The following is a 23,592-nucleotide window of genomic DNA, read 5'->3' as shown; positions in this document are numbered from 1 at the left end:
TCGACGGGTCACTCCGCGATGGAGGCTCCACATGTCCGAAACCACCACCGAGACCACCACCGAGACCACTGAGAAGACGCAGGGCGACCCCGCAGACTCTCCGCTGGGCGAAGGTGGGGCGAAGGCCCTTGTGGCCGAGCGCGAAGCCCGCAAGGCGGCCGAGAAGGCCGCCGCTGCGTTGCAGAAGCAGCTCGACGACATCAACGCTGCCAACCTCTCGGATCTCGAGAAGGCGCAGAACGCGGCCAAGGCTGCGGAGGAGGCCGCCACCAAGGCGTCCACCGAAGCGCTTCGCTACCGGATCGCCGCCGAGAGCGGCATCAAGGAGCACGCCGACCTGATTCTCACGGCCTCCGACGAGGAGACCATGCGGAAGCAGGCGGCCCTCTGGGTGGAGCGGACTCCGACCGGACTCAAGCCCGACCCGTCACAGGGCGCGAAGGGCAGCGACACGAAGGCGTCGACCGCGGACCAGTTCGCGGCGGCCATCGATGGCGCATTCACCCGTTGACACACTCTCCGAAAGGTAGGTAACCAACATGGCTGTTGGCGACCTCAAGCGCTCCACCTCTGGTGTTGTGCTCCCCGCGCAGGTCTCGTCCGAGATCTGGGCCACCACGCAGGAGGAGTCGGCCGTCATGGCCGCTTCCCGCCAGATCGCCCTCCCGGGCTCTGGCATCACGATCCCGCTCATCACCGGCGACTCCGCCGCTGACTGGGTTGCTGAGTCGGCCGAGAAGCCGGTCTCGCACGCGACCGTGTCCAGCAAGAACATGACCCCCTACAAGCTGGCCGTCATCGAGACCTTCTCGATGGAGTTCCGGCGCGACCTGCCGGCCCTCTACGCCGAGCTCGCCCGCCGCCTCCCGAACGCGCTGGCCAAGAAGTTCGACAACACCGTGCTCTCCGGCTCGGCCCCCGGCTCGAACTTCGACGTCCTGACGGCCGCCCCGGTCCTCACGGTCGACGGCACGAACACCTACCAGGATCTCGTCGCTGCCTTCTCGGCCGTCGCGGCTGCTGGCGGGGACGTGTCGGCCTGGCTCGCCTCCCCGGCATTCCAGGCGACGCTGCTCGGCACGGTCGACGGCTTCGGTCGCCCGCTGTTCACGAACAGCCCGACGACCGATGCTGTGGTCGGCTCCATCCTGGGTCGCCCCGTCTACGGCACCAGCCGGACCTTCCCGGCCTCGACCACGCTCGGGGACACCGTCGCCGTCGCCGGAGACTTCGCCAACTCGGCGATCTACGGCACCGTCGAGGGCATCCAGGTCGACGTGTCCGACCAGGCCACCGTCAACGACGGCAGCACGCAGGTCAACCTGTGGCAGCGCAACATGTTCGCGATCCGTGCGGAGATCGAGGTGGGTTTCATCACCCGCAACGTGAACCACTTCGTTCGGATCACCGACGGCGTCGTCGACACCCCGTGATCGTCCTGAAGAACCCGGCGACGGGCCACGAGGTGAGGACCGACCGAGAGTCGGCCCCCTTCTGGCTCGCCGCTGGCTACCGGGACGAGAAGCCCAAGGCGCCGGCCAAGAAGGCCGCGCCTCGCAAGTCGAGCAAGTAGGAGGTGGGGCGGTCATGGCAGTTGCGCACTACGAAGACGTGGCCGTGGCGCTTGGCCGCCCCATCACCGACCCCGCCGAGCAGGCGCAGATCACCTACTGGCTGAATGCCGCCGAGCTCGTGATCGGCGCTCGCCTGGGCGATATCACCCTACTCGACCGAGGCGTGCTGCTCTATGTCGAGGTCGAGGCTGTCGTGGCCCGGTTGCAGAACCCGGGCGGCTACCAGTCGGAGACGATCGACGACTACACCTACCGCTTCGGGACCGAGACGCGCCGCGTCACGATCCTTGATGAGTGGTGGCGCCTCCTGTCCCCCAACAGTGGGGATGGCGCGTTCACCATTCGTCCGCACTATGACGATGGCGGCGAGCTCTACCCCGACTGGTGGCACGACCTGTGACGGTCCAGTCCGTAGTTGCCGCCGGGCGTCGCGCCGCACTGGCCCGCATGACCTCCCGCGTCAACATCTGGCGCAGGGTTGGTCTCAGTGAGCAGGACGAGGACAACGGCTCTGAGGCGGTCGTGTGGGCGGCGGTCTACGTCGACCACCCGTTTCGTCTCGGCGGCTCTGAGCGCGGCGGTTCCAGTACGCACACGGTCAGTGTCGGCGGCGTCGAGATGCAGCTTGCGACGCGCGTGGGCAATCTCCCGCACGACACCGACGACCTCATGGATGGCGACCTGATCGAGGTCATCAGCGGCGAGGGTGCTGCGGTCGATTCGGTGTTCCGCATCGTCGAGGCCGACTGGGCTGACCAGCAGACCGCGCGGCGTGTGCCCGTCGTGGCTGCCGATCGACCGGAGGAGTGGCCGTGAGCGTCCGCGTAGAGCACTCCATCGGCGATCTCGCGAAGGATATGGCGAACATCGCGCGCAAGGCCAAGCCGGACATGGCCCGCGTCGTGAAGCGCAACACTCGCGAGGGCAACACACTTGCCCGCAAGTTCGCCCGCGCGTCGTCCGGCCCGCACGGACTCAACTACTTCAAGCGCATCACGCACGAGATGATCGACCCCCTGACTGGCGAGTACGGCCCCCACGGCGACGTTGCCGGGAACGCGGTCGGTGGCGGTTGGCGTCACGGCCCCCCGAACAATGACCTGCCGAAGTCCGCGGACATCATCGGCCCGAAGTTCGGCAACGACATCCAAGACCTGCCGGGCAAGTGGTTCTGGTGAGCCTCATCGACGCCCGCCCCCACTCGGCGGCGGTCAAAGCGGCGATCAAGGCCCAGTTCGGCCCGCGCGACGCCTACGACTACGGCACCGTCCCGGGCGACAAGAACGCGGCGACAGAGAGTCTCCGCAAGGCGAAGCTGCCTGACATCTTCGCGGTCGTCTCGGTCGAGCGCCGCTACAGCCCGGTCCTGCGCACCACCGCTCAGGCTGGCTCGGCTGGCTGGCGCGTGTCGGTGCGCTGCATGGGCCGCACGGTCCTCGAGGCGCAGTGGGCCATGTTCCACGCCAGCCTCGCCCTGAACGAGCGCCGCCTGCTGGTCGACGACAAGCACACGACGCCGTTGCAGTTCGAGTCCGACGAGGCGCCCGCCTGGGATGACGCCCGATTCGCCGGCCTCGTGATCTTCACCTACGCCCACTGAATCCACCCTCACCGAAGGAGCCGCAATGGCTGACCTTGTACGCGTGCGCCTAGACGGCGTGGAGAAGAACGTCGGCCGCGAGTTCGCCGACGCCTACGACCTCGAGGTGCTGGACGAGTCGCCCTACCGCGGTGACGGCCAGCTCCGACCCACGACCCGCAAGGGCGGACGGCCCCGCAAGCCGAAGACAACCGTTGCTGACCAGGCAGCGGCGAAGAAGGCAGCCGCCGTGGCCGCCGACGACACGGCCAAGGAGGCCTGATCAATATGAGCGTGATCTTTCCCGAAGCTACTCAGGTGTACGGCAACACGAGCGTTGCCGTCGTCCAGGACATGGCGGACATGTCCGCCCCCGACCTGTCGACCGACATCCTCGCGTCGACCACCGTCAACGTGAGCTGCTTCCTCTACAGCGGCGGTGTCGGCACCTCGACCACCAACAAGGGCGAGGCTCCCCGGCGCCTCTGCACGACGTCGGTGCTCCAGAACTTCGGCACCACGACCTACGAGGTGACCGACCTTCAGTACACCTACGACCCGCAGGCGGCGCTGTCGACCGATGACAACAAGGCTCGCGCTGCCCTGACCGAGGGGTCGGAGGTCTACCTGATCCTGCGGCGCGGTCTGAACGCTCAGGACACGGCGTTCGCTGCCGGGCAGTACGTGGACGTCTGGCACGTCCGCCTCGGCCCGCAGAACAAGACCCAGACCGGCGACGGCGAATTTGACGAGTATTCAGTAACGCAGACCGTCGTGGCGATCGAGCCCCCGGTCGAGGACGTCCAGATCCTCGCCTGATTCAACGACCGGGCGGCGCGTGTTGGCTGACGCGCGCCGTCCGGTTCATCAGCCACCTCAGCCGTAGGAGCACCATGAGCAAGACCCTCGCAGAACTGCGCGCCAACCCGCCCAAGTCTCGCCCCGAGCGCTCCGTGACCGTCTGCCTGGCGCCGCATCTGGTCGCCGAGGTGCAGCAGTTGACGGACGAACTCGACACGCTCCCTCGAGCCGCAGTGGTCGACGCGGACGGCGAGCGCAATGGCCCTCCCCGACGCGTCGGACAGTCTGCCGAGCCTCCCCGCGCCGCCGAGATCCGCGCCCGCCTGGCCGAGTGCCTGGACGAAATGGCCGAGCACGAGGGCGAGCTGCGGGTGCGCGCCAACCTGACCGATGGCGAGTGGCGCAACTGGGCCAACGCGCACCCTGCCCGCGACGAGGGTCAGCCTGGGTACGCGCGTGACCAGGAAGTCACGATGGGCTACTGCAATGCGGACGCCCTGATTGACAGCCTCGGCAAGTACGCGCACTCGTGGAACGGCGACCCGCTCACCGAGTCCGACTGGGCCGAGGTGATCGAGCCGAACCTCGGTGGCCCCGACCTCAAGCAGATCGCCACCCACGTGGTCGCGATGTTTGAGAGCCGCCTGGATTTCAGGCAGTGGCGGAGCGCCTTGTCAGCCAACCTCAGCAGGTCCAGCGCCTCCGCCTCGCCCGCGACCTCCACGTCAGCCCCCGCCGACTCCACGGCTGGGAGCCCCGAACCTTCCAAGTCGGCTACGACCAGCACGGAGCCCGCGTCCCCCTAGCGGACGCCTGGGAGATCGTCACCGAGACTGAGCCCGAGTGGTCCGACGACGACCGGGCACAGATGCTCGGCCTCGAGGCCTACGAGCGCGGCATCTGTGAGTGCGGGTTCCATCGGAGCCTGACGAGCGACATGTCGAACGTGTTCCAGCCCTCCACTGAGGTCTGCACTGTCTGCTCTGGTGCCGCCCGGTATGCCCGAGTGCTGGCCGATCAGGACGAGAAGCAGATCAAGGCGCTGGGCGAGAATCCCCCGCCGAACGCGCACCGTCCCACCGATGGGCGGCACCTGTACATGCGGCAGTTGAACGCGGGCGAGATCGAGGAGCTACGCGCGCGTCGGCCTAGTCGCGCTGCGGCTTCACCAGGTCCAGGCCCAAGTTCAGCAAACAGACCACGGCGATCAGTAGAGCGATAAACGCGAGCACTGCGCCGGCGCCATTGTCGCGGCCAATCACCAGCGCTCCCAGCCCTATCGGGGCGGCGAGGCATAGGCCGCCCAGGCTCTGCCGAATGCGCTCAGTCACCCCCGCACCATAAGCCCACCTCGCGACTTCTGTCGCGTCCCGACGTAGAAGCGAGGTGCTCCAAATGGCGGTCCGCAATGAGGCAGTTCGCATCTCGGCGATCGACGACTTCTCCACGCCGGTCGCAAAGATGGCGGCGCGCGCTGCCCTGCTCAAGGGCGCGCTCGACACCCTCGATGGCACCAGCATCAATACGACCCGCAGCCTGGGCGACACGGCCAGGGGTGTCGATGATCTCGACCGCTCCACTCGCCGAGCCGAGCCGAGCATCAACCAGTTTTCGGGTCGCCTCCGCCTGATCGCTGAGGCCGCATCGGTGCTCGGTCCCGCCCTGATCCCCATCGGTGCAGTCGGAGTCCCCGCCCTTGCCGGCCTGGCCTCCGCAACGACGGCGGCTGCCATCGCGGGCGGGACCGCGATCGTGGCATTCCAGGGCGTCGGCGATGCGCTCAAGGCTGTCAGTGAGGCCGAGCTGGACCCGACTGTCGCGAACCTCGAGAAGGCGCACGAGGCGATGCAGAGGCTCGGCCCCGATGCGCGCGCCTTTGTGACCGAGTTTCAGGGGTTCCGTCCCGTCCTAACGGACATCCGGGACGCTGCGGCGGCTGGTTGGTTCCCGGGACTGACGGAGTCGCTTGACAGTTTCGAGCGCCTGGCCCCCAGTGTCATCACGCTGTTTGAGCGCGTTGGCGAGGCTGGCGGGCAGGCCGTGGCGAGTGGTGCCGAGTCGCTGGCTGGCGGGCGGTGGCGAGAGTTCTTCGACTTCCTCGCCGACGAGGCCCCCGCGACCATCACTCAGCTTTCGAGGATTGTCGGCGACCTGACTCACGGCATGTCTGAGATGTGGATGTCGTTCGACCCGGGCAACGATGCCTTCCTGTCGTGGGTGGGCGACGTTGCTGACGGCTTCGACTCGTGGGCGTCTTCGGCGGGCGGCCGCGAGGACATCGAGTCCTTCCTGGCCTATGTGAGCGAGACCGGCCCCGATGTCGCGGACGCCTTCGGGTCGCTGGTCAACATGCTGGTCCAGGTGACGCAGGCCGCCGCCCCACTGGGCGGCCCTGTCCTGAACGCCATCTCGGCGGTCGCGGACGTCATCGCCGCCATTGCGGACAGCAGTCTCGGCACTCCCATCTTCACCAGCCTTGCTGCGATGACGCTGCTGACGCGCGCCACCACGGTTTGGGGTGCCGCCTCGACCACCGCGGCGGGCAAGTTCGTTGCGGGCCAGGTTCTCGCCCAGAATGCGGCGGGCAAGACGGTCGTCAGCATGTCCGGTCTCGCTAAGTCTGCGGGCTTGCTGGCTGTCGCCTACGCGGCTATCGAGAGCGGCTCGGGCATCATCGACTCGTTCGGTCGCCAGCGTGACGCCGCGGACAGTGCCTCTACGTCCTACGTCGAGCTGAAGAAGAACCTTGAAGCGTCGAACGTTGGCAAGTTCGCAGATGACTTTGGCATCGACATCGACCGCCTCGCGGAAGAGATGTCGCGGCTCGGCAGTGGGGGGAGCTACTACGCCGAGGTTGTCGAGAAGATGGGGGCGGCGAATGACAACTTCGGCGGCCGGGTGCGCCAGACCGCCGACTTCCTCAACCCCTTCATTGGCCAGACCGAGAAGGCCAGCCTCGCCGCCTATGACCTTGGAAACATCCTTGAAGGCGTCGGAGAGCGAGAGCCTGGCCGACTGATTGCCGGCATGGCGCCCCACCTCGGCGTGGCCGCCGAGGCGATGGACCGGGCGGGCACCAGCGCCTCGGACCTCAGGAGCCAACTACTCCGCCTGAACGACGCCCTCCAAAACCGAGCCAGTTGGCGTGACTACGAGGCCGCCCTGGATGACGTGACTGCCTCCATCAAGGAGAACGGCCGGACCCTCGACACGAACACTGCCAAGGGTCGCGCCAATGAGGCATCACTGGATGCCATCGCGGGCTCGGCGCTCAAGCTCGCCGAGGATATGGAGGGCATCAACCGGGTCCGCTTCCTCCAGCGCGCGCGTGCGGACCTCATTGATGCGGCCCAGAAGTTTGGAATGAGCGAGAGGGCCGCGCAAGAACTTGCGGACACGCTGGGCCTCGTCGGCCGCATGAACGTCGAGCCGACGATCACGGTCGACAACGGTCGAGCCAAGGCCGTCATCAGCGAGACGGCCCGGATGCTGCGCTCTATCGACGGCACTGGCGCCACCACCTACATCCGCACGATCCGCACCGAGGGCAACATGGGCGGCGGCCCGGCCCCGATCCGCGGCGGTTTCGCGTCTGGCGGCTACACGGGTCCGGGCGGCAAGTACGAGCCCGCCGGCATCGTTCACCGCGGCGAGGTCGTGATCCCGCAGGAGTACGTCAAGCGCGACTGGTCGATGCTGACCTCGCGCTACGGCCACCTCCCCGGGTTTGCCGAGGGTGGCGTGGTGAGTGGCAACCGCGGCACCGTCTTCGCCGGGCCAGGCGATTCCGCGAACGGCTTCAACCTCGTCGCCATGTCGCTGCGTGGCCTCAATCGCGCGCTCCGTGAGTCGGAGAAGGCGATCGACAAGGAGAAGCAGAAGCGCGACGACCTTGTGAGTCGGCGCGATGAGGTCCGATCTGGTATCAGTGGTGGTCTCACGGCGGATCTGTGGTCTGGCCCGTCGAACCCGTGGGCGGCTGGTGCGACGGCGAACCCGACCGACGCTCTCCAGCAGTCGACGGCGAACGCGCGGGAGTTCACGAAGCTCATCAAGCAGCTCAAGGGTCGCGGCCTGGATGGTGCGGCGCTGGCTGAGGTGATTGGCTCCGGCGACCTGGAGCGCGCCCGCATGATGGCGTCGCTTCCGGCGTCGGCGCTGCGTCAGTTCGAGACGGCCTACAACCAGAACCAGCAGGCGCTCAGCACTGCCGGTGTCGCTGGCGGTCAGGCGCTCGGTCTGGATCGCGGCATCGCCCGCCTGGACACCCACCTTGCAGGTCTGCGTGGCGACGTGAGGCGGCTCGAGGCTGCCATCAAGGCCAAGGAGAAGGGCGACCACAAGTCGCGCCGGGACGCCGCAGAGTTCGCAGCCCGCGGGCAGCGTCGCGGCGCAGCTCAAGGAGCGAGGAACCGCCCGAATGGTTGACGAGCAGCACGAGCTGATGTTCGGTGACGTGGATCTGGTTTCGGCCAACCCCTCCACGGTGGGCTATGAGGTCAACACCCTCGCAGAGTTGGACTTCGGCAACCCCGAGCCCGTGGTGGCGCCTATTCAGTCGCTGCTCCTCAATGGCTCGCTGGCCGAGGTGTTGTCCTACGACAACCGCAACATCGTCATTCGAGTGGAGATCTCCGGCCCCTCGCTCGTCGACGTGTCGGCGGGCGAGGAAGCACTGATGGCTGAGGTCCGCAAGGGCCGCAACACGCTTACGTGGCTGCCCGCTGACTCGTTCGCTAGCCCGATCGTGTTCGACGTCATCTGGTCGCGCTTCGACTACACCTACGACGACCTCGACGAGGCGCTCCGGCAGAAGCGCACGTTCGTCATCACCCTCAACTGCGCCCCATTCGGTCGCGACGACGAGGAGACCGAGGTCCAGGCGGTCGCGACGGGCGAGTCGCCTCCGGCCCCAGTCACGGACACGGTCGACGCCTGCACTTCCGCCGCTGGTTGGCAATTGACCAGCTTCCCGTCGGCCGGGGCGGTGGGCTTCAACTCGGTGGTCGGTCCCACGGCGACGGACGGCGGCGTGCGTGGCACGTTGAACGCCTACGACAGCGGCAACAGCAACCCGCGCCCCGACCTGTGGGTGAGCCTGACGCGCACCGGACTGTCTGCGGACATGACGGCGACCCCGTACCTGTTGGTCACGGTGCGCCGGTACTTCACCAGGTTTCCGTTCCTGCGCTACGAGTTCCGCGTCAACGGCTCTCTGGTGCAGCCATTGGCCGCGTCTGGGCTCGTGTTCTACCTGGACCTGACGGGCATTGTGACCGTGACGTCGCTGGAGGTGCGCGCCGTCCACGCCTACCGGCACGGCGGCGATGCACTGGGTTACATGACGTTGTCGGTGGACGACATCACCCGCACCAACGTCGCCCCGTTCATCGGCACCCGGCGGATGCAGTTCCGCAAGTTCGTCGTTGGCGGATCGGCGCCCACGGAGGCGTCGCTGCAACTGGCCCACGAGTCGTCGTCACTGGGTGACGTGCGGATCTACACGATGCCCGCCCGGAACTCTGGCTATCAGCCCCCCTTGAGGCAGTACCGGACTGATGGTGCCACGCCGACCCCCGACACGAACACCGCGTCTGGCGGGCGGTCGATGCTGAACGGCGGCACCCCGGAAACCTATGACGTTCCGGCGCACTCGCTCATCGCGGGGACACATCTGCTCGAGGCGATCCTTCGGGGCACCATCGGGCCGAAGGCGGTCAACTACTCCATCTCGACCCTGGTGGGCGACACGGAGCACGGCGTCGTCTCGGGCATCGCGCTGTTCGCGCTCCAGTCCACCGACTGGCAGATCGTCCCCCTGGCGAGCCTGCCCCTGCCCCCGGTCGCATTGCCTGCGGGCTCGACGGCCAAGGTGCGGATCGAGCTGTCATCGCCCACGGCTGTGGAGATCGACGATGCGTTCATCTACAACACCGACGAGGGCCGCCTGACTGGTGTCATCTGCGGCACCGAGTCGCCCACCACCGGCGGCTCGTCGTCGCGGGTGTGGGTGGATGCGCCCCGCCTGGACTGGCCCAACCCTGCGATCTGGCTGGGCACCCTGGCGGATCGCTCTGATGCCCGCCACGCAATCGCCGGCGGTCCCGCTGAGGGTGGCGAGGTGCCGGCGCAGGGCACGCACATCTTTGAGCCGGGCGAGGTGAACCTGTTCACCCTGTCGACGAAGGCGCCTGACGTGGCGGCGTCCCTGCGCTACTTCCGTCGCTATCAGCACAACCGGACTGACTGATGCAGCGCGACTTCGCGATCAACGTCAACAACACCGCCCTGTCCTTCATCAGGGGCGCGTGGTGGGGCGAGCCGGTGATGACGACTCGGCGTCGTGGCGGCTCGTGGGAGCTGACCTGGAGGATGGACTTCAAGCGCGGGTTTCGTCACCCGGACCTCGTGCGCGGCGCCACCGTGACCGCCCGGATCGGTTCGCTGATCGAGTGGCGCGGACAGTTGACCGAGCCCGACATGGACTCGATGCAGTTCACCGCGCAGGGCCAGTGCCGCCAGGCCGAGACCGCGTTGGCGCTGGGCTTCGATGGGATGACGTCCAACCCGAGCGACGCCGTGTTCTACGCCGAGGCCCGCGGTCTCATCGACTGGGGTGGGCTCGAGGTTCTGAGCCCTGTCACCAGCACCGGGACGACCGACCACCCCATGACGATCGCCGAACTCCTGGACGCCTACACCCTTGAGCACGGGACCAACTGGCAGGTCGTTCCCGACTGGGGTCTCGGCACCTACGCGGACCCCACGGTGCCCCGATGGATGGTGACCCCGAACACGGGTGTACTCGGCGTTGCTGACGACGACTACTGGACCAACCTCGTGGGCACCTACCTGACCACCACCGGGGACTACGAACTCGTGACGTCGTCGGATGCCACCCCGCATGTTGGTCGCCGCGAGCGGGCCGTGGACCTGACCGCACTGGGCAGAATGACCTCCGCCCGCGCTCAGGCCGCATTGGACGCGATGCTCGCCAAGGGCCTGGCGCGCACGGGGTGGACGAACGGCATCGAGATTGGCCGCGGACAACTGTTTACGATGGGCGGCACCCCTGCAGCGCCCTCCGTGGTGCGCGGCGGCCACATGGTCCACCTGGCCGGTCTTGCCGACGAGCGGGGTATCGCTCAGTTCACCAACATCATCGTGGACGAGGCGGTGTGGAACGTCGCCGAGGACACTGTGCAGTTGAATCCGGTCGGCCTCGCCCCGCGCGATCTGCCTTCGATCATCGAGTCGATGGGCGGGAAGCTCGTATGACCCGCCGCGCCTGCCAATCCCCAACCCACTGCGACCTGCTCGGCGCCGTGAACCCGAAGAAAGTGGGCTGACTGTGGCTACGACCTTCACGCTGACCGGCGGCATCGCGTCGCTGATCGGTGCGCCCTTCGCGCCAAAGAGGGCTTACGCCTACATCGAGCTTGCGAACGCCGATGACGGCATCGTGGACCAGGGTGAGGCGCGCTGGCTGCTGGGCAGGTGGCCGCTGACGTTGGATGCTGAGGGCGAGTTCACGGTCACGCTGCCCTCGACGGCGCCGGGTGCTGGCTACCTCCCCAATGGCGGCTTCCTGTACCGGCTCGTGGTGGGCTACCGGGACTCTGTGGGCAAGTCCAAGGCCGTCGTGGAGACGTCGGGCGCGTTCGAGCTGACTGGCAACCGGACCCTGGCCTACGCGCTGGCGAACTCAGTCGGGCTCAAGTCGATCTCCTTGGTTGAGTGGGTCGACTTCCTGGCCGAGTTCGCTGGGATGCTCGCGGCGGCAGCGGGCTCGGCCACCTCGGCCGCTGCGTCTGCCGCCTCTGCCGCCGCCTCTGCCGCACTCGCTGAGGACATCTCGAACATCGAGACCCCCGACGCGCTCGTAGAGACGCTGGTCAAGTACCCGAGCCTCACCTCCGATGCGCTCGGGACACAGTTCGCCAACCGCGCCGACACGGCCACCCTGTCCTTGGCGCCGAAGTTCGACAAGGTCGGCGTCGTGCTCGACCGCGGTTACGCTCCGACCGCAACATGGATGGGCATCGAAGGCGCCGCCGTGATCCGTGACTTCGACGGCATCCCGGTCAAGATCGACGGCGCGTACTGGCTCGCCTACGTCGGTTACGGGCAGACCATCGACGGACAGCAGCGCGGCACCATCGGGTTCGCCTACGCCACCGACCTGGCCGATGCGGCGACCTACGTCCAGCAGAACGACATGGGCTTCTCCTTTGGGCCGTCGATGAACCCCGGCGACCCCGACTCTGACTCCGTGTCTGGTGTGTGTCCGGTCCTGGATGACGCAGGCACGACCCTGCACCTGTTCTACATGGGCGGCACCGAGCCGGGTGGCGAGCAGGGCACGATCACGATGTGCCACGCCTCTGCTCCCCTGGCTGGAGTTCTTACCGGTAGCCCTACTTGGACTCGCCACGGTCAGGTCATCGGCCTGGGTCCGGCTGGCACCTGGACCGACACTGCCATCTGGAAGCCACGCCTGCTGCGTGACCCCAAGGGCACTTACCTGCTGCTGTTCTTCAACGCATCCGGCACCTACCTCGGCGTCCCGGACAAGGAGCGCATCGGTTACGCCGTCTCCTCTACTGGCATCAATGGCCCCTTCGCCGTCACCGACACGCCCATCTTGAACATCGGCCGCCCTGGCGCCTGGGATGATGAGCGAATCGGCGACCCCTCGCTGGAGGTCATCGGGGACACCGTCGTCATGGAATACTTCGGCAACGCGGCCGGTGGACTGCGCCCCTCAGACGGGCTCGCCTGGACCACGCTCGCCGACTTCCCCACTGGCCCCGGCGGCGGCATGTGGAACAAGCACCCCGCAAACCCGCTCCTCGAGCCTGGCCCGGCTGGGTCCTTCGACGTCACTGCCGCACACAAGCCCGAGCGTGTCCGTGAGGTTGACGGACGCCGGCGACTGCTGCACCTCTACACCGCGGTCGGTCACGATGGGAAGGGTGACGCCGCAGACATCGCGGGGCAGGGATTCAACATCGCGGCAGCCGTTGCCGCCAGTGGTCCTTCGGGTCTCGTGACGACTGCGCCCCGGCTTCGGTTCGAGCAGCACACGAATGCTGGCGCCGAGATCGCCATCTCCACCACGAGCTGGGGTGACCAACTGTCGGGGATGGACAACTATCTCACCGCCAAGGTGGGCGACGTGATCGAGGTCGGAGTCTCGCTGCGCTATGGCGACGAAGCTGCGGTGTGCTACTTGATGCCCGCCTTCGTCAAGGGCGGGGTGCCCACGAGCACGCTAGCCGCCGCGGCCGGCGCAGCGGACGGCGTGGCAGGTTGGATCTGCTCAGGCGGCACGCAAGGCAACGTCAGCGGGTCGGTACATCTCGTCGTGACCGCCTCCGATCTCGACGCTGGCGGCATGGTCCGGGTTCGCGTGCGCAGCCGCGTGACTAGTGGCACCAAGACCATCTTCGGGACTACGCAGCCGGCGCACATCTGGGCACGCAATCACGGCAAGGCCAACGACTACTAGCCACACCTCCGAACTACGCCGTGTTCACCGTCCGCAACCTGTCCTAGATTCGGCGGGCCACCAGCGCCAGGCTCGCAGCGTGCTCGCGCTTGACGTTGCGCTCGGTCAGCATCCCGGCGCCGCGTAGCGCCGGAGTCGCCAGGAGCGCGGCCTTGCGGCTGAGCGGTCGGCGGTACACCAGCGAGCACCCGGCCGACGCGAGCCGGCCGGTGTAGTAGTGGTGCCGCTCGATCTGGAAGCCGGCCGGCGCTAGCAGGGCCTCCATGTCCTCGATCCAGTAGCCATCGCGCACGTGCCCGATGGCCTCATGGAACTCGCGCCCAAACACCTTCGGGTAGTTGGGCGTGGGGACCGAGATGACCAGGGACGCACCGGGTCGCAGGGCTGCTGCGAGCTGGCGGGCGGCGGTCTCGTGGTCGTCGATGTGCTCCATGACGTCGATGACCAACGCCTGGTCGAACGCCGCCCCCTCCTCCCCGAGGGTGCGCAGGTCTGCTTGCCCCAGCGTGATGTTCGGGTAGGCGAGGGTCTCCTGGATCTGGTGTGCGAGGCCGAGCAGCTCGGTGTCGAACTCGCTCGACACGATCTGTCCGCCCATCCGGGACGCGAGGGCGAAGGTCATTACCCCGGAGTTGGCGCCGACCTCAAGGGTCCGCTCGGCGGTGAAGTCGATGTACCTCTTGGCCGCGTTCCATCGGAAGTGGCTGTGCAGGTCGTCGATGCCGAAGATTCGGTGGTAAGTCTTTCGCGCCGCGCTTGTGTGTAGGACTGCGTGCGAGGCGCCCAGGGTTGCCGTCATAGGCGTGGACGCTACAGGTCCCACAGGCGGCGCTCGACCTCAAACCACAGATCGTCGTCACCCATCAGCGTGGCCAAGGTCCGCACGCGGATGGTCCTGGGCGGCATCCCTGGGAAGTGAACCGTGAGGGTGTCGTCGGGGTCCAAGGGGCGCTCCTCGCCGTCCTGGCTGACGCTAACGATCCTCACGAGGCGGCGTCCCCCCTGATTCCGCGACCGCAATTAGTAGATCCCAGACGCGTCGACTCATGCCGAGAGTCTGCCATCAGTGGCCCCTGCGCTCCCCCGCTTCACCCACCCGAAGGAGACCTCCATGCCGCTCCCCGCTGGCGTCAACACGCGAGTCGTAACGCTCGGCCCCGGCACGACGATGGAGGCTGGTGAGGCGCTCGGCGTGAGGGCCACCGTGAAGGCCTCGCGCAACCTCGTGTGGGCTGCGACTGGTACCGCTGTCCGCAAGGTCGAGAAGACCTACGAGAACGACTCCGGCCTTGAGCTGGAGTTCGAGCTGCCGGTGACCGACCAGGAGGGTTGGCTGCTCAACGGCGGCATCGTCGATGTCTCGGATGGGAAGCAGTCCCACTACTACGTCATCGGCGTGGAGTTCTTCCTGATCGGCAGTTCGCGGCCCGTGTCGACCGACACCCTCGGCCCGTTCTCGATTCCCCAGGGTGACGGTTCGCCGCTGGACCTGGACAAGCTGATCCCTGCCACCACTGCTGGCGGCGCGACGATCTCGATTCCCGACTCGTGGTCGGAGGCGGTGGCGCTCGCTCAGGCTGCTGCGGCTGAGGCGGCGGCTGCGATGGTGGACTCCGAGACCTTCGTGCGGACGACCGTGGTGAGCGACATCCCCGACCCGGAGACCGAGATCGGGGGCGCCCTTTCGGCCACGATTGCCGCCGAGGCGGCGCCGGTCGCAGACGAGCAGATCACCGCCCGCACTCACGGCATCGACCTGCCGAAGTGGCGGGCCGCTCGAGACGCCGTGCTCGCGGGGACCCGCGACGCCAAGATTCTCTGCATCGGCGACTCGACCACCATCGGCGCCGGCACTCTCACTGGAACGCCCAACTCCTACCCCTACCTCATCGCCTCACAGCTCGCCGCGAGCAGCATTCCCGCAGCGCGCGGCCTCGCAGTCCCGAATCGGGCGATCGGCCCCGACGTCCGGTGGTCGGTCGGCGCTGGCTGGGTCGAGGAGGCGTTCGGCTTCGGCGGCGACACGGCGATCAAGGGCAACGTCGGCTGCTCCCCGATGACCTTCACCGACGCCACCCTCGCCGACCGCTACGACGTCTTCTACCTCGCGATCACCGGTGCTGGCGACCTGACCGTGCAGGCGACGGGCGGCTCCCCGATCACACAGCCCACCACCGTCACGCCCGGCCCCGAGGTGCGGAAGATCACCGTCTCCGCAGGCTCGGCGGCGACCACCAACGTAGTGACGCTCACCAACGCCAGCAGCGCCGTGGTGCACGTCGTGGGCATCGAGCCCTGGCACTCCACGACCAAGCGCGTGCGGGTCGCCAATGCTGGCAAGGCGGGCTCTACAACCGACACGTGGATCGCGAGTTTGTCGGGCATCGGCGCGCCGGGCTGCATCCGCAAGTACGCCCCCGACCTCACGATCATCAACCTCGGCGTAAACGACGCCTTCACCCCCAATAGCGCAGCCACCTACCTGGAGAACCTCGCCACCCTTATTGCCGTGGCTTCCGAGTCCGGCGACGTCCTGCTACACCTCCCCGTGCCCGTCACCTCCGCGGCCGACGCCACCCGCAAGGCCAACGAGCCCGCCTATGGTCCGGCGCTGCTCGGCACCGACTGGAACGTCCTCGACCTCTGGGGCGACGGTGGCTGGGGCGCGCCCAGCGCGAACGTCGCTCAGGGCAAGGGGTGGATGCTCGACGCTCTGCACCCGAACGCGGCCGGAAATGCGGCGCTCGCGGCCTTCATCCTGCCCACACTGCTTTCCGACACCGAGCGCATCGCCACCACGGGTGGGGTCGAGGCTCTAGTCGGTGACCTTGCTGGCCAGGCCGACGTGCAGATCTTCAACGCCAGCGGCACCTGGATGAAGAAGTCCGGCGCCAAGTCGGTCAACGTGTTCCTGATCGGTCCTGGCGGCGGCGGCGGCGCAGGTGCTCGCGGCACCTCGGGCACCGCGCTGACCGGCGGCGCCGGTGGCGGTGGTGGTGGCGTCACGTTCGCCACCCTGCCCGCCTCGATCCTGGCTGACTCGGTCACCGTGACCGTCCCGGCCGGCGGCACAGGCGGGGCGGCGCAGAGCGTGAACGACAGCGCGGGAGCCGCGGGAAGCCCGCCTTCCGGCGGCACCGTCTTCGGTCAGCTCGCCGCATCTCGCGGCACTGGTGGTGCGGGCGGGACTACCACGGGATCGTCCGCGGTCGCCGGCACGGGCGGAACCGGCGTCCTAGCTGGCGGTGCTGGCGGTGCGGCCTCGGCTGGCAACAACGGCAACGCAGCAGCAGCCCCGGCCGGCGCTCCCGGTGGCGGTGGCGGTGGCGGCGTCTCCACGGTCCCCGCGGGCAAACTCGGTGGCGCCGGCGGAACGAGCGCGATCTACGTCGGTACCGCCGGCGCAGCAGGCGCGATCGACGGTGCCGGTGGCTCTGGTGCCGCGCTGGTGCTCGTCGGTGGTGGTGGCGGTGGCGGTGGCTCCTCCATCACAGGCGTCGGCCGATCGGGCGGCGCAGGCGCGGCCGGTGCTGGCGGCGGGGGTGGCGGCGCGTCCCTCAATGGCAACAACTCCGGTGCTGGCGGCGCTGGCGGCAACGGCCTCTGCGTCGTTGTGACGTACTTCTAGCCGCGCCACCCCGCAATAAGGAAGCGGGCGCCCCAGTGAGCCGGGGCGCCCTGGCCTTACGACGACCGCGGCAACGGCGTCGAAGGTTCCGAGCAACCAACCATGCACTAGGCGGTCACGTCTAGAGCCCAATCGCGAGGAGCCCGCGATGTTCACCCGACAGGCCAGCCTCGGAGGCGACCCAATGGACTCCCACCTGGTCCGCCGCTTCGGTTACCGAGGCGCCGCATTGCTCATGCTCGGGGCAACCTGGGTCCTGTTCAGTGGCTCCATCCTCATCCGCCCCACAGAGGCCCGCCCCTGGGTCTTCCACGAGTTGATCCCCATACCAATCCGGGCCGTGATGTGGATCACGGTCGGCCTTGTAGCAATCGGCTACGGACTGCGCGGCGCCGAGAAGGACGACACGGTCGGCATGGTCGCGCTGATGGTGATGCCGCTAGAGCGCTTCGTGTCGTTCGCGGTGTCCTGGATCGCCTACCTCGCCACCTCCGCAGCGCACCACTTCTCCCCCGACGTCAAGGTCATCGGGTACGAGGAAGGCGGCTACTCGGCGCTCGTCTGGCTCCTCATCGTCACGCTCCTGCGTCTGGTCGCCGGGTGGCCCAATCCCCGCCGCGTCCTTGCCGTGTCGAGCGGTGACGCCGATGTCTGAGGTCGCAACCGGAGTCATCGCATCCGCCGGGACCATCTTCTGCGCCTGGCTCGTCCTCCTCGGGGTGCGCCACACGGCCCGCGCCTCCACCCAGGCCAACGCCGACACCGTCAGCGCCACCGAGCAGGCCACCGCCGTGCAGGCGCTGGAGTCGATGACGCTCAACCTGTTGCAGCCGTACCGCGACGAGGTCGACCGACTCAGGCAGCAGATGCTCGAGCTGTCAGCGGCGCGCACCGTGGAGCGCATCGAGAGTGACCGGAAGAGCGCAGAAGAGCGCACCGAGCGCGAACAGAAGGCGGCCGAGATTCAGGACCAGATCGCCCGCCAGTCGGAGCGCATCGACATCCTGACCGTCGAGGTCAAGCACTGGAAGGGCATGGCTCGGGCGATTGCTCGGTGGGCCACGACGCTGCGCGATCAGGTGCTGGCTCTCGGCGGCACCGTCCCGACGCTGCCTGACGAACTGCTCGTGGCTCAGCTTCTCGACGAAGACGACCACCTCTGACCCTGCTCCACCGCGTCCGGCTGCGGGTCGGGCGCCTGATCTACGGAGGCACTCGTGCTGACTGACCTTGCCGACGCCTGCCGCAAGTCGGGCCTGAACGTCATTGAGCTGTCCGGCTGGCGCACCCGCGCACGGCCCGCATCGACGGGTGGCTTCGACCCCCGCGGCGTGCTCGTTCACCACACGGGCGGCGCATCCGACACCAAGGAGTACGCGCTGTGGATGGCCGCCACCGGGCGCGCTGACCTGCCGGCGCCGCTGTGTCAGCTCGCACTCGACCGCAAGGGCACCGTCTACGTCTGCGCCGCCGGTCGCGCCAACCACGGCGGCGACGCGAAGGCCACGGGTCCGATGCCCGCGGGCGATGGGAACGCGCTCTACATCGGCATCGAGGCCATGAACGACGGCTCCGAGGGCTGGGCCCCGACGCAGTACGCCGCCTACGTGGCCCTGTGCGCCGCCCTGTGTGACCACTACGGCTGGCCCGCATCCCACGTCCGCGCACACCGCGAGACCAGCCTGACCGGCAAGTGGGACCCGGGCCTGCTCGACATGGACAAGTTCCGCAACGACATCGCCGCACGCCTGGAGGAAGACGAAATGAACGCTGACGAGATCCGCAAGATCATCCGCGAGGAGATCAACGCCTCCAAGCTCGACGTCGGCCGCAAGCACGAGTGGTCTGAGGACACGGTGGCCGAGACGCTGGTCAACCGGCTCGGGCGCATCGAGACGCTGCTGACCAAGTTGCTCGAGGGCAAGGGCAAGTAGTCGTGCCCCGCGTCCTGCGAGTCGGAAGCTGGAACATGAAGGAAGGCCGACCCGCTGGCCGCAAGGTGGTCGACCAAGCAGCCAACGAGGCCGAGGAACTGATCGACGCGTTCGGCCTCGACGTCGCCACCTTCCACGAGGCCAAGCGCTACGCCGGGACCATCGCACGACGAGCACGCGCCGCCGGTCTCAAGGTGGTCCGCTACGACGTCGACGACCCGGCACGCGACTCGCTGATCGTGGCGCGCAAGGGTCTGCGCGCGTGGGGTCGGCGGCTGCACAAGCTCGAGCGCAAGGGCTGGGAGCGGCGACCTGGACGACCGGGGCTGCACCACCCGCGCTCTGCCGTGTCGGCTGTCGTCGGCGGCGTTCGCATCGTCGCGGTCCACATGCCTCCGACGCCCGGACTCAAGGCATACCCGCGGCGAGACGCCGCCTGGGACAACTCGCTCGCCACACTGGCCCGTCTCGGCCGCCGCTGGAACCGCTGGGGTCGCCCGTGGGTGATGACCGGCGACTGGAACCGTGCCGCGTCGTCGCCCGAGGTCCGCGAGTTCGTCAGGCGCCTCGGGGCCAAGGTCTACAGCAACGGCGGCATCGACTACGTCATCGCGCGCGGGGTCGGCATCAAGGACCTGCGGCGCGAGGACTTCGGCGGGAGCGATCACGCCCCTGTCCTGTTCAACATCGTCAAGGAGTAGGTATGCCCACCATCAACATCCCGCCCAAGGTTCGCTTCGTCCTCTACCTCGCCGGCGTACTCGGTGCGGTTCTCGTGCAGTACGCCATGGACAAGACATGGTTCGGCGAGGCTGAGATGCGCCTCTGGTCCGGCGTTGCGGCCGTACTGTTCGCACTCGCCGCTGCCAAGGTCCACACCTCTGACGCACCGCCCGACGCCGAGTAGTCATGCCCAACCGCGACGTCCGACTAGGGCTCGCGCTCGGGGCGATGCTGACCACCGCCGTCCTCGCAGCCTGCACGGTCGCGGGGCACGTGCTGTTCCACCGCACGATCCTCTGACGCGGTACACTTGTACTGCCGTTCGGCGGCGTGGACTTCGGGTCTGTAGCCGCCGATCTGAGCAAGCGGGACAGGTTCCTAGGACGCCCTGCCACGCAGTCGCCCCCCGTTGACTTCGGTCAGCGGGGGGCTTTCGTGCTTCCTGAGCCGCACACACAAGCGCCGCCGTCACCTCCGTTGGGAGGTGGCGGCGGCGCTTCTGCTATTTCGGCTGGACCTAATGGGCGGCCGAGTGAAGGCTGTCACCTTATGGACGGCTTCCTCGTGCTCACACATCTCGCGGCGGCCTTCGGAGGCGGGCTGGTGGGGTGGTCTATGTGTCGGCGGCGGGGTTAACCGGCAGGCGCGTAGACCTTGACGGGAATCCCGGCCTCGCGCGCCAACCTCATGCAGTTCTTGGTGCCACGCGACGACGGCAGCGGGAATGCGAGACACACGTCAGCACCGAGACCGACCATGTGGGCATTGCGCTTCGGCCCCAGCACGTGACCATCCGGCCCCATCTCGGCGGGGTGACCCTCGACCGGGTAGCCCCAGCCGCGCCACGTCTCAGCGGCGATCTGGTCGGCGCCGCCTAGGTGACACTCGCCCTGCACCAGCACTGCGTCGTTCGGCTTGCCAAGCATGTGCCAGGCCTCAGAGAGCGCGCTGCGGATCGTCTGCGCGTCCGTCCAGTCGCGCGACCCGGTGACGAGGATGCGCCCGCTCATGCGCCCGCCTCCCGCTTCCACCGCTGCTCGGTCATCGCTTGCTCTTCACGTAGCGCTCCAGCGCCTCGCGCAGCACGTCACTGATGTTCTCCTGGCGCTCGTCGGCCTTCGCTTTTGCCGCTTCCCAGAGGTCGGCGGGGACGCGTAGGGAGCGCATGACCATCTTGGGCTTCGCCACGCGGTGCAGCGTAGTCATGCCGACCCCTTGCCTAACATGAAGCCTCGCGTCGGGCCGCACCAGTGCTGCTCTTTGCGGTCGGCCCACTCGTTGAGCTCTGCCGCCAACGCCCGGACCGTGACTGGGGTCATCTGGCCGCCGAACTGGGCGGAGAACTGCAGCACCGGACCCGTGTCGACGAACGCGGCGTCGGCGCGACTTTCGCCTTCAGGCATGAGCGCGATGTGCCCGCGACTCTTGTTCCCGTTCGCGACGTTGTCCGCCAGGGCGAACAGGGGGAGGTCGCCGGCCGCGTCGCCCGGCTCAATGAAGCCCATCAGACGCTCCGGCCGGTGATCGGCCGTCCCCATCACGCCACCGCCAGGGCGAGGGACTTGGCGGACTTGAGCGAGTCGGTCATGCCAACCTCGCGCTCGTTGACCTTGACCGCCCAGAGGCCCAGCTCGGTCTGGATGACCTCGGCCGAGAACAGGCCAGTCGCGGTGCGGAGGTTGAGGGAGTACCAACCATTGAGGACTCGGGTCCAGCGGGGCTTCGTCGTCGTCATGTAGGAATCATGGCATGGCGTCATTACGTTTGTCAATACGTTCGTCCCTACAAACTCCGCCACTTGCCGCCGCCTCCTACCCTGCCGCCATGACCTACCGCCGCTCCGACCCACTCGACCCGCCGCTGGTCGAGGTCAACATCGACGGCGCATGGTGGCCCGGTGTCGTCGAAGCGCAAGAGCTGCGAGACGGCGAGTGGCACGTCTGCGTCGTGTGGCAGCAGGACGGGAATCGGCGGGGCTGGTTTCCGGCTGGGAGGGTGCGGGGGGATGGGACTGACTGGGCGCGGGGGCGGGATGTCGGCGGCGACACCTAGCCTCCAACGCGTGACCACCATGGGGGGCGGGCTCAGCGACCGCGAGCACAAGACGCTGCAACTCGAGGCCGTGCGCTTCAAACACGCCGGGGTCAAGGTCGGCCGGATACGTGAGCTGTTCGGCGAGAGCGAGACGCGCTACTACGCGAGGCTGGATGCGCTGCTGGACGAGCCGGCGGCGGTGGCTGCGTATCCGGCGGTGGTCAGGAGGTTGATTCGGCTCAGGCAGGCGAGGCGGGTGGCGAGGTCTGGGGCGTATTCTGGAGTTAATGGCTGACGACATGGCTGACATCTAGCCCGAAAAGAGGCGCTGTGAGCGTCAATAACGCTTCCCTGACACGGAAGAGGTCACTGGTTCAAACCCAGTATCGCCCACCAGAGAATCACCGCAGGTCAGAGGCCCTTTCGAGGGCCTCTTTCTGTTCCGCCGGAGGTGCAGTTCGTCCTCGCCACCGCTGATGTGCTCATCATCACGCCTGACGTCGCGGGCCGGTCGATGTGACCGCCGCCACGTGATGCGAGCCGCGTCGAAGGGTCGGTCCGGTACGCCTCAGACGGCCGCCTAAATTAGGCTCTTTAACCCCTCAACGTAAGGAACTCCATGCGCCGTACGCTCCCCCGCTCGACCCGCATCGCCGTCGCCGGCATCGCCTCGCTCGCCCTGTTCGGGCTGACCGCATGCTCGGACGACTCGGACTCGGACAACGCGTCCGACACGTCGTCCGAGTCGCCGAGCGAGACCGAGAGCGAGAGCGACGCCCCGACCGAGGAGCCGACGGCCTCGGAGGACGACGAGAGCGCGGCCTCAGGGTCCCAGCCGGAGTGGGCCAACCCGGTGACGACGCCGGGCGAGAAGATCACCACGATCGAGGCCGGGGACATGACGGTCGACGTCTACCAGGTGGGCACTGCCAAGGCGACGGAGACCGGCCAGTTCGTCGACCCCGACACCAACAAGCCCCTGCTCGCGGTGGGCGACGAGATCGTGTTCGTCAACTTCGTCGTCACCAACAACGGCGACGACATCGACCTCGGCTCGAGCGGCGTGAGCATCGACGCACGGTACGACGACTGGCCCTACATGCAGGGCATGGACTCGGTCGTGGACGACGCGCTGTTCGAGGCGCAGGACGTCAACGACGGTGCCTTCGCGCCCGGCTCGTACGTCGACCCGTCGGTCTACACCTTCGGGTCCGGGCAGGTCATCTCGTTCGGCGAGAACTTCATCTACCAGAAGGACTCGCCGATCACCTTCAAGGTGTCGGTGACCCCCGTCGACGCCGAGGGCGAGCTGCTGCACGACGAGCGGATCGAGGCCGAGGGCGCCGCGACCATCTCGTAGGGGTCCGGAGGACGGGCGCGGTGGTTTCGAGACTCGCTGCGCTCGCACTCAACCAGCAAAAGGAGCGGGCGCAGCAGCCTCGAGGCTCGCTGCGCCCGTGCCTCAACCGCAGAGAGGCAGCCGCTCAGGCGCGGCGGACCCGACCTGCCAGCAGATAGGCGACCGGGCCGAAGGGCTGCACCGCGAAGGACAGCGCCCACAGGGGCTTGGGGCCCCGGACCTGGTCGGCCGGGCGAGACGCCAGGTCGCGTGATGCGGCGGTGGTCAGGACCACCTCGACGAGGCTGGCCGCGACGATGATGCGTCGTTGGCGCCGGGTGAGGTCGGACCACTTCTTCTTCGCCACCCTCCGATCCTAGGCCGCGTCACCCCCGACACGGGCACACGGGTGGGCCGGTGCGTAGTTCGACGCGAGCGAGGCGGGAGGAGTGAACCGGTGTCTCGGGGG

The 23,592-nt window shown here is 67.8% G+C and carries 30 protein-coding genes; 22 read left to right on the top strand and 8 right to left on the bottom strand.

Annotated features, from left to right (window positions below):
* The first annotated feature begins 31 nt into the window (after positions 1 to 31).
* The 9 genes from LRP67_RS16275 to LRP67_RS16235 all read left to right on the top strand — a co-directional run bounded on the left by LRP67_RS16275 (position 32) and on the right by LRP67_RS16235 (position 4,760).
* Positions 32 to 511 (top strand): hypothetical protein, encoded by a 480-nt coding sequence (locus LRP67_RS16275; RefSeq protein WP_231271214.1) that lies wholly within the window; start codon positions 32 to 34, stop codon positions 509 to 511.
* Between the two features lie 28 nt (positions 512 to 539).
* Positions 540 to 1,433: a phage major capsid protein gene (locus LRP67_RS16270; protein ID WP_231271213.1), complete on the top strand. Its 894-nt coding sequence runs from the start codon at positions 540 to 542 to the stop codon at positions 1,431 to 1,433.
* A 154-nt stretch (positions 1,434 to 1,587) separates the two neighbouring features.
* Positions 1,588 to 1,974 carry a hypothetical protein gene (locus LRP67_RS16265; protein ID WP_231271212.1) on the top strand — a complete coding sequence of 129 codons (387 nt, stop codon included), beginning with the start codon at positions 1,588 to 1,590 and terminating at the stop codon, positions 1,972 to 1,974.
* On the top strand, positions 1,959 to 2,390 hold the full coding sequence (locus LRP67_RS16260; protein ID WP_308189774.1) for a DUF6093 family protein: 432 nt from the start codon (positions 1,959 to 1,961) through the stop codon (positions 2,388 to 2,390). Before LRP67_RS16265 ends, LRP67_RS16260 begins: the two co-directional genes overlap by 16 nt.
* Positions 2,387 to 2,752, top strand: a complete 366-nt coding sequence (locus LRP67_RS16255) for a hypothetical protein (RefSeq protein WP_231271210.1) — start codon at positions 2,387 to 2,389, stop codon at positions 2,750 to 2,752. Before LRP67_RS16260 ends, LRP67_RS16255 begins: the two co-directional genes overlap by 4 nt.
* The gene (locus tag LRP67_RS16250) at positions 2,749 to 3,174 is read left to right on the top strand and encodes a hypothetical protein (RefSeq protein ID WP_231271209.1); all 426 of its coding nucleotides are present in this window, start codon (positions 2,749 to 2,751) and stop codon (positions 3,172 to 3,174) included. Before LRP67_RS16255 ends, LRP67_RS16250 begins: the two co-directional genes overlap by 4 nt.
* A 25-nt stretch (positions 3,175 to 3,199) precedes the next feature.
* Entirely contained in the window at positions 3,200 to 3,436 is a 237-nt protein-coding gene (locus LRP67_RS16245) for a hypothetical protein (RefSeq protein WP_231271208.1), read from the top strand.
* A 5-nt stretch (positions 3,437 to 3,441) separates the two neighbouring features.
* Complete coding sequence (locus LRP67_RS16240) at positions 3,442 to 3,972, top strand: hypothetical protein (RefSeq protein ID WP_231271207.1); 531 nt, start codon at positions 3,442 to 3,444, stop codon at positions 3,970 to 3,972.
* Positions 3,973 to 4,046: 74 nt separating this feature from the next.
* Positions 4,047 to 4,760 carry a hypothetical protein gene (locus LRP67_RS16235; protein ID WP_231271206.1) on the top strand — a complete coding sequence of 238 codons (714 nt, stop codon included), beginning with the start codon at positions 4,047 to 4,049 and terminating at the stop codon, positions 4,758 to 4,760.
* A 342-nt stretch (positions 4,761 to 5,102) separates the two neighbouring features.
* On the opposite strand, the gene LRP67_RS16230 is transcribed toward LRP67_RS16235, so the two are convergent.
* On the bottom strand, positions 5,103 to 5,285 hold the full coding sequence (locus tag LRP67_RS16230) for a hypothetical protein (protein ID WP_231271205.1): 183 nt from the start codon (positions 5,283 to 5,285) through the stop codon (positions 5,103 to 5,105).
* A 64-nt stretch (positions 5,286 to 5,349) separates the two neighbouring features.
* Here LRP67_RS16230 and LRP67_RS16225 point away from each other — a divergent pair, with 64 nt between their 5' ends.
* From LRP67_RS16225 to LRP67_RS16210, 4 genes are all read left to right on the top strand, one after another.
* The gene (locus LRP67_RS16225; RefSeq protein WP_231271204.1) at positions 5,350 to 8,382 is read left to right on the top strand and encodes a hypothetical protein; all 3,033 of its coding nucleotides are present in this window, start codon (positions 5,350 to 5,352) and stop codon (positions 8,380 to 8,382) included.
* The gene (locus tag LRP67_RS16220) at positions 8,375 to 10,204 is read left to right on the top strand and encodes a hypothetical protein (RefSeq protein ID WP_231271203.1); all 1,830 of its coding nucleotides are present in this window, start codon (positions 8,375 to 8,377) and stop codon (positions 10,202 to 10,204) included. Before LRP67_RS16225 ends, LRP67_RS16220 begins: the two co-directional genes overlap by 8 nt.
* Complete coding sequence (locus LRP67_RS16215) at positions 10,204 to 11,232, top strand: hypothetical protein (RefSeq protein ID WP_231271202.1); 1,029 nt, start codon at positions 10,204 to 10,206, stop codon at positions 11,230 to 11,232. Before LRP67_RS16220 ends, LRP67_RS16215 begins: the two co-directional genes overlap by 1 nt.
* A 73-nt stretch (positions 11,233 to 11,305) precedes the next feature.
* Positions 11,306 to 13,465, top strand: a complete 2,160-nt coding sequence (locus LRP67_RS16210) for a hypothetical protein (protein WP_231271201.1) — start codon at positions 11,306 to 11,308, stop codon at positions 13,463 to 13,465.
* A 43-nt stretch (positions 13,466 to 13,508) separates the two neighbouring features.
* On the opposite strand, the gene LRP67_RS16205 is transcribed toward LRP67_RS16210, so the two are convergent.
* A complete protein-coding gene (locus tag LRP67_RS16205; protein WP_231271200.1) occupies positions 13,509 to 14,264 on the bottom strand; it encodes a bifunctional 2-polyprenyl-6-hydroxyphenol methylase/3-demethylubiquinol 3-O-methyltransferase UbiG in 756 nt (251 codons plus the stop codon).
* Positions 14,265 to 14,275: 11 nt separating this feature from the next.
* Positions 14,276 to 14,410 carry a hypothetical protein gene (locus LRP67_RS21585; protein ID WP_269211666.1) on the bottom strand — a complete coding sequence of 45 codons (135 nt, stop codon included), beginning with the start codon at positions 14,408 to 14,410 and terminating at the stop codon, positions 14,276 to 14,278.
* A 166-nt stretch (positions 14,411 to 14,576) separates the two neighbouring features.
* Between LRP67_RS21585 and LRP67_RS16200 the strand changes: the two genes are divergently transcribed.
* From LRP67_RS16200 to LRP67_RS16175, 6 genes are all read left to right on the top strand, one after another.
* Positions 14,577 to 17,093 carry an SGNH/GDSL hydrolase family protein gene (locus LRP67_RS16200; protein ID WP_231271199.1) on the top strand — a complete coding sequence of 839 codons (2,517 nt, stop codon included), beginning with the start codon at positions 14,577 to 14,579 and terminating at the stop codon, positions 17,091 to 17,093.
* Between the two features lie 148 nt (positions 17,094 to 17,241).
* On the top strand, positions 17,242 to 17,748 hold the full coding sequence (locus LRP67_RS16195; RefSeq protein ID WP_231271198.1) for a hypothetical protein: 507 nt from the start codon (positions 17,242 to 17,244) through the stop codon (positions 17,746 to 17,748).
* A gap of 64 nt (positions 17,749 to 17,812) precedes the next feature.
* A complete protein-coding gene (locus LRP67_RS16190; protein WP_231271197.1) occupies positions 17,813 to 18,256 on the top strand; it encodes a hypothetical protein in 444 nt (147 codons plus the stop codon).
* Between the two features lie 54 nt (positions 18,257 to 18,310).
* Positions 18,311 to 19,027 (top strand): N-acetylmuramoyl-L-alanine amidase, encoded by a 717-nt coding sequence (locus tag LRP67_RS16185; RefSeq protein WP_231271196.1) that lies wholly within the window; start codon positions 18,311 to 18,313, stop codon positions 19,025 to 19,027.
* Between the two features lie 35 nt (positions 19,028 to 19,062).
* Entirely contained in the window at positions 19,063 to 19,728 is a 666-nt protein-coding gene (locus LRP67_RS16180; RefSeq protein WP_231271195.1) for a hypothetical protein, read from the top strand.
* Positions 19,729 to 19,730: 2 nt separating this feature from the next.
* Positions 19,731 to 19,934, top strand: coding sequence for a hypothetical protein (locus LRP67_RS16175; RefSeq protein WP_231271194.1), 204 nt, complete (start codon positions 19,731 to 19,733; stop codon positions 19,932 to 19,934).
* A 448-nt stretch (positions 19,935 to 20,382) separates the two neighbouring features.
* Here the strand turns inward: LRP67_RS16175 and LRP67_RS16170 are convergent, their stop codons facing one another.
* From LRP67_RS16170 to LRP67_RS16155, 4 genes are read right to left on the bottom strand one after another with little or no spacing between them, the layout of a single operon-like run.
* Positions 20,383 to 20,760: an SLOG family protein gene (locus tag LRP67_RS16170; RefSeq protein ID WP_231271193.1), complete on the bottom strand. Its 378-nt coding sequence runs from the start codon at positions 20,758 to 20,760 to the stop codon at positions 20,383 to 20,385.
* A gap of 31 nt (positions 20,761 to 20,791) precedes the next feature.
* Positions 20,792 to 20,938 (bottom strand): ribbon-helix-helix protein, CopG family, encoded by a 147-nt coding sequence (locus tag LRP67_RS16165; RefSeq protein WP_231271192.1) that lies wholly within the window; start codon positions 20,936 to 20,938, stop codon positions 20,792 to 20,794.
* A 14-nt stretch (positions 20,939 to 20,952) separates the two neighbouring features.
* Positions 20,953 to 21,255: a hypothetical protein gene (locus LRP67_RS16160; protein WP_231271191.1), complete on the bottom strand. Its 303-nt coding sequence runs from the start codon at positions 21,253 to 21,255 to the stop codon at positions 20,953 to 20,955.
* Between the two features lie 32 nt (positions 21,256 to 21,287).
* Positions 21,288 to 21,485, bottom strand: coding sequence for a hypothetical protein (locus LRP67_RS16155; protein WP_231271190.1), 198 nt, complete (start codon positions 21,483 to 21,485; stop codon positions 21,288 to 21,290).
* Between the two features lie 89 nt (positions 21,486 to 21,574).
* Between LRP67_RS16155 and LRP67_RS16150 the strand changes: the two genes are divergently transcribed.
* The 3 genes from LRP67_RS16150 (at position 21,575) to LRP67_RS16140 (ending at position 23,144) form a co-directional block, all read left to right on the top strand.
* Positions 21,575 to 21,802 (top strand): hypothetical protein, encoded by a 228-nt coding sequence (locus tag LRP67_RS16150; protein ID WP_231271189.1) that lies wholly within the window; start codon positions 21,575 to 21,577, stop codon positions 21,800 to 21,802.
* 19 nt (positions 21,803 to 21,821) lie between these two features.
* A complete protein-coding gene (locus LRP67_RS16145; RefSeq protein WP_231271259.1) occupies positions 21,822 to 22,079 on the top strand; it encodes a DUF3263 domain-containing protein in 258 nt (85 codons plus the stop codon).
* A 324-nt stretch (positions 22,080 to 22,403) separates the two neighbouring features.
* Entirely contained in the window at positions 22,404 to 23,144 is a 741-nt protein-coding gene (locus LRP67_RS16140; RefSeq protein ID WP_231271188.1) for a hypothetical protein, read from the top strand.
* A gap of 124 nt (positions 23,145 to 23,268) precedes the next feature.
* Here LRP67_RS16140 and LRP67_RS16135 read toward each other — a convergent pair whose 3' ends face one another.
* Positions 23,269 to 23,490 (bottom strand): PLDc N-terminal domain-containing protein, encoded by a 222-nt coding sequence (locus LRP67_RS16135; protein ID WP_231271187.1) that lies wholly within the window; start codon positions 23,488 to 23,490, stop codon positions 23,269 to 23,271.
* Positions 23,491 to 23,592: the final 102 nt, after the last annotated feature.

Origin of the sequence: Nocardioides sp. cx-169 (assembly GCF_021083605.1) — a bacterium.
Classification (GTDB): Bacteria; Actinomycetota; Actinomycetes; order Propionibacteriales; family Nocardioidaceae; genus Nocardioides.
The sequence above is the reverse complement of the archived record's forward strand: the minus strand, read 5'-3'. Positions and strand labels throughout refer to the sequence as shown.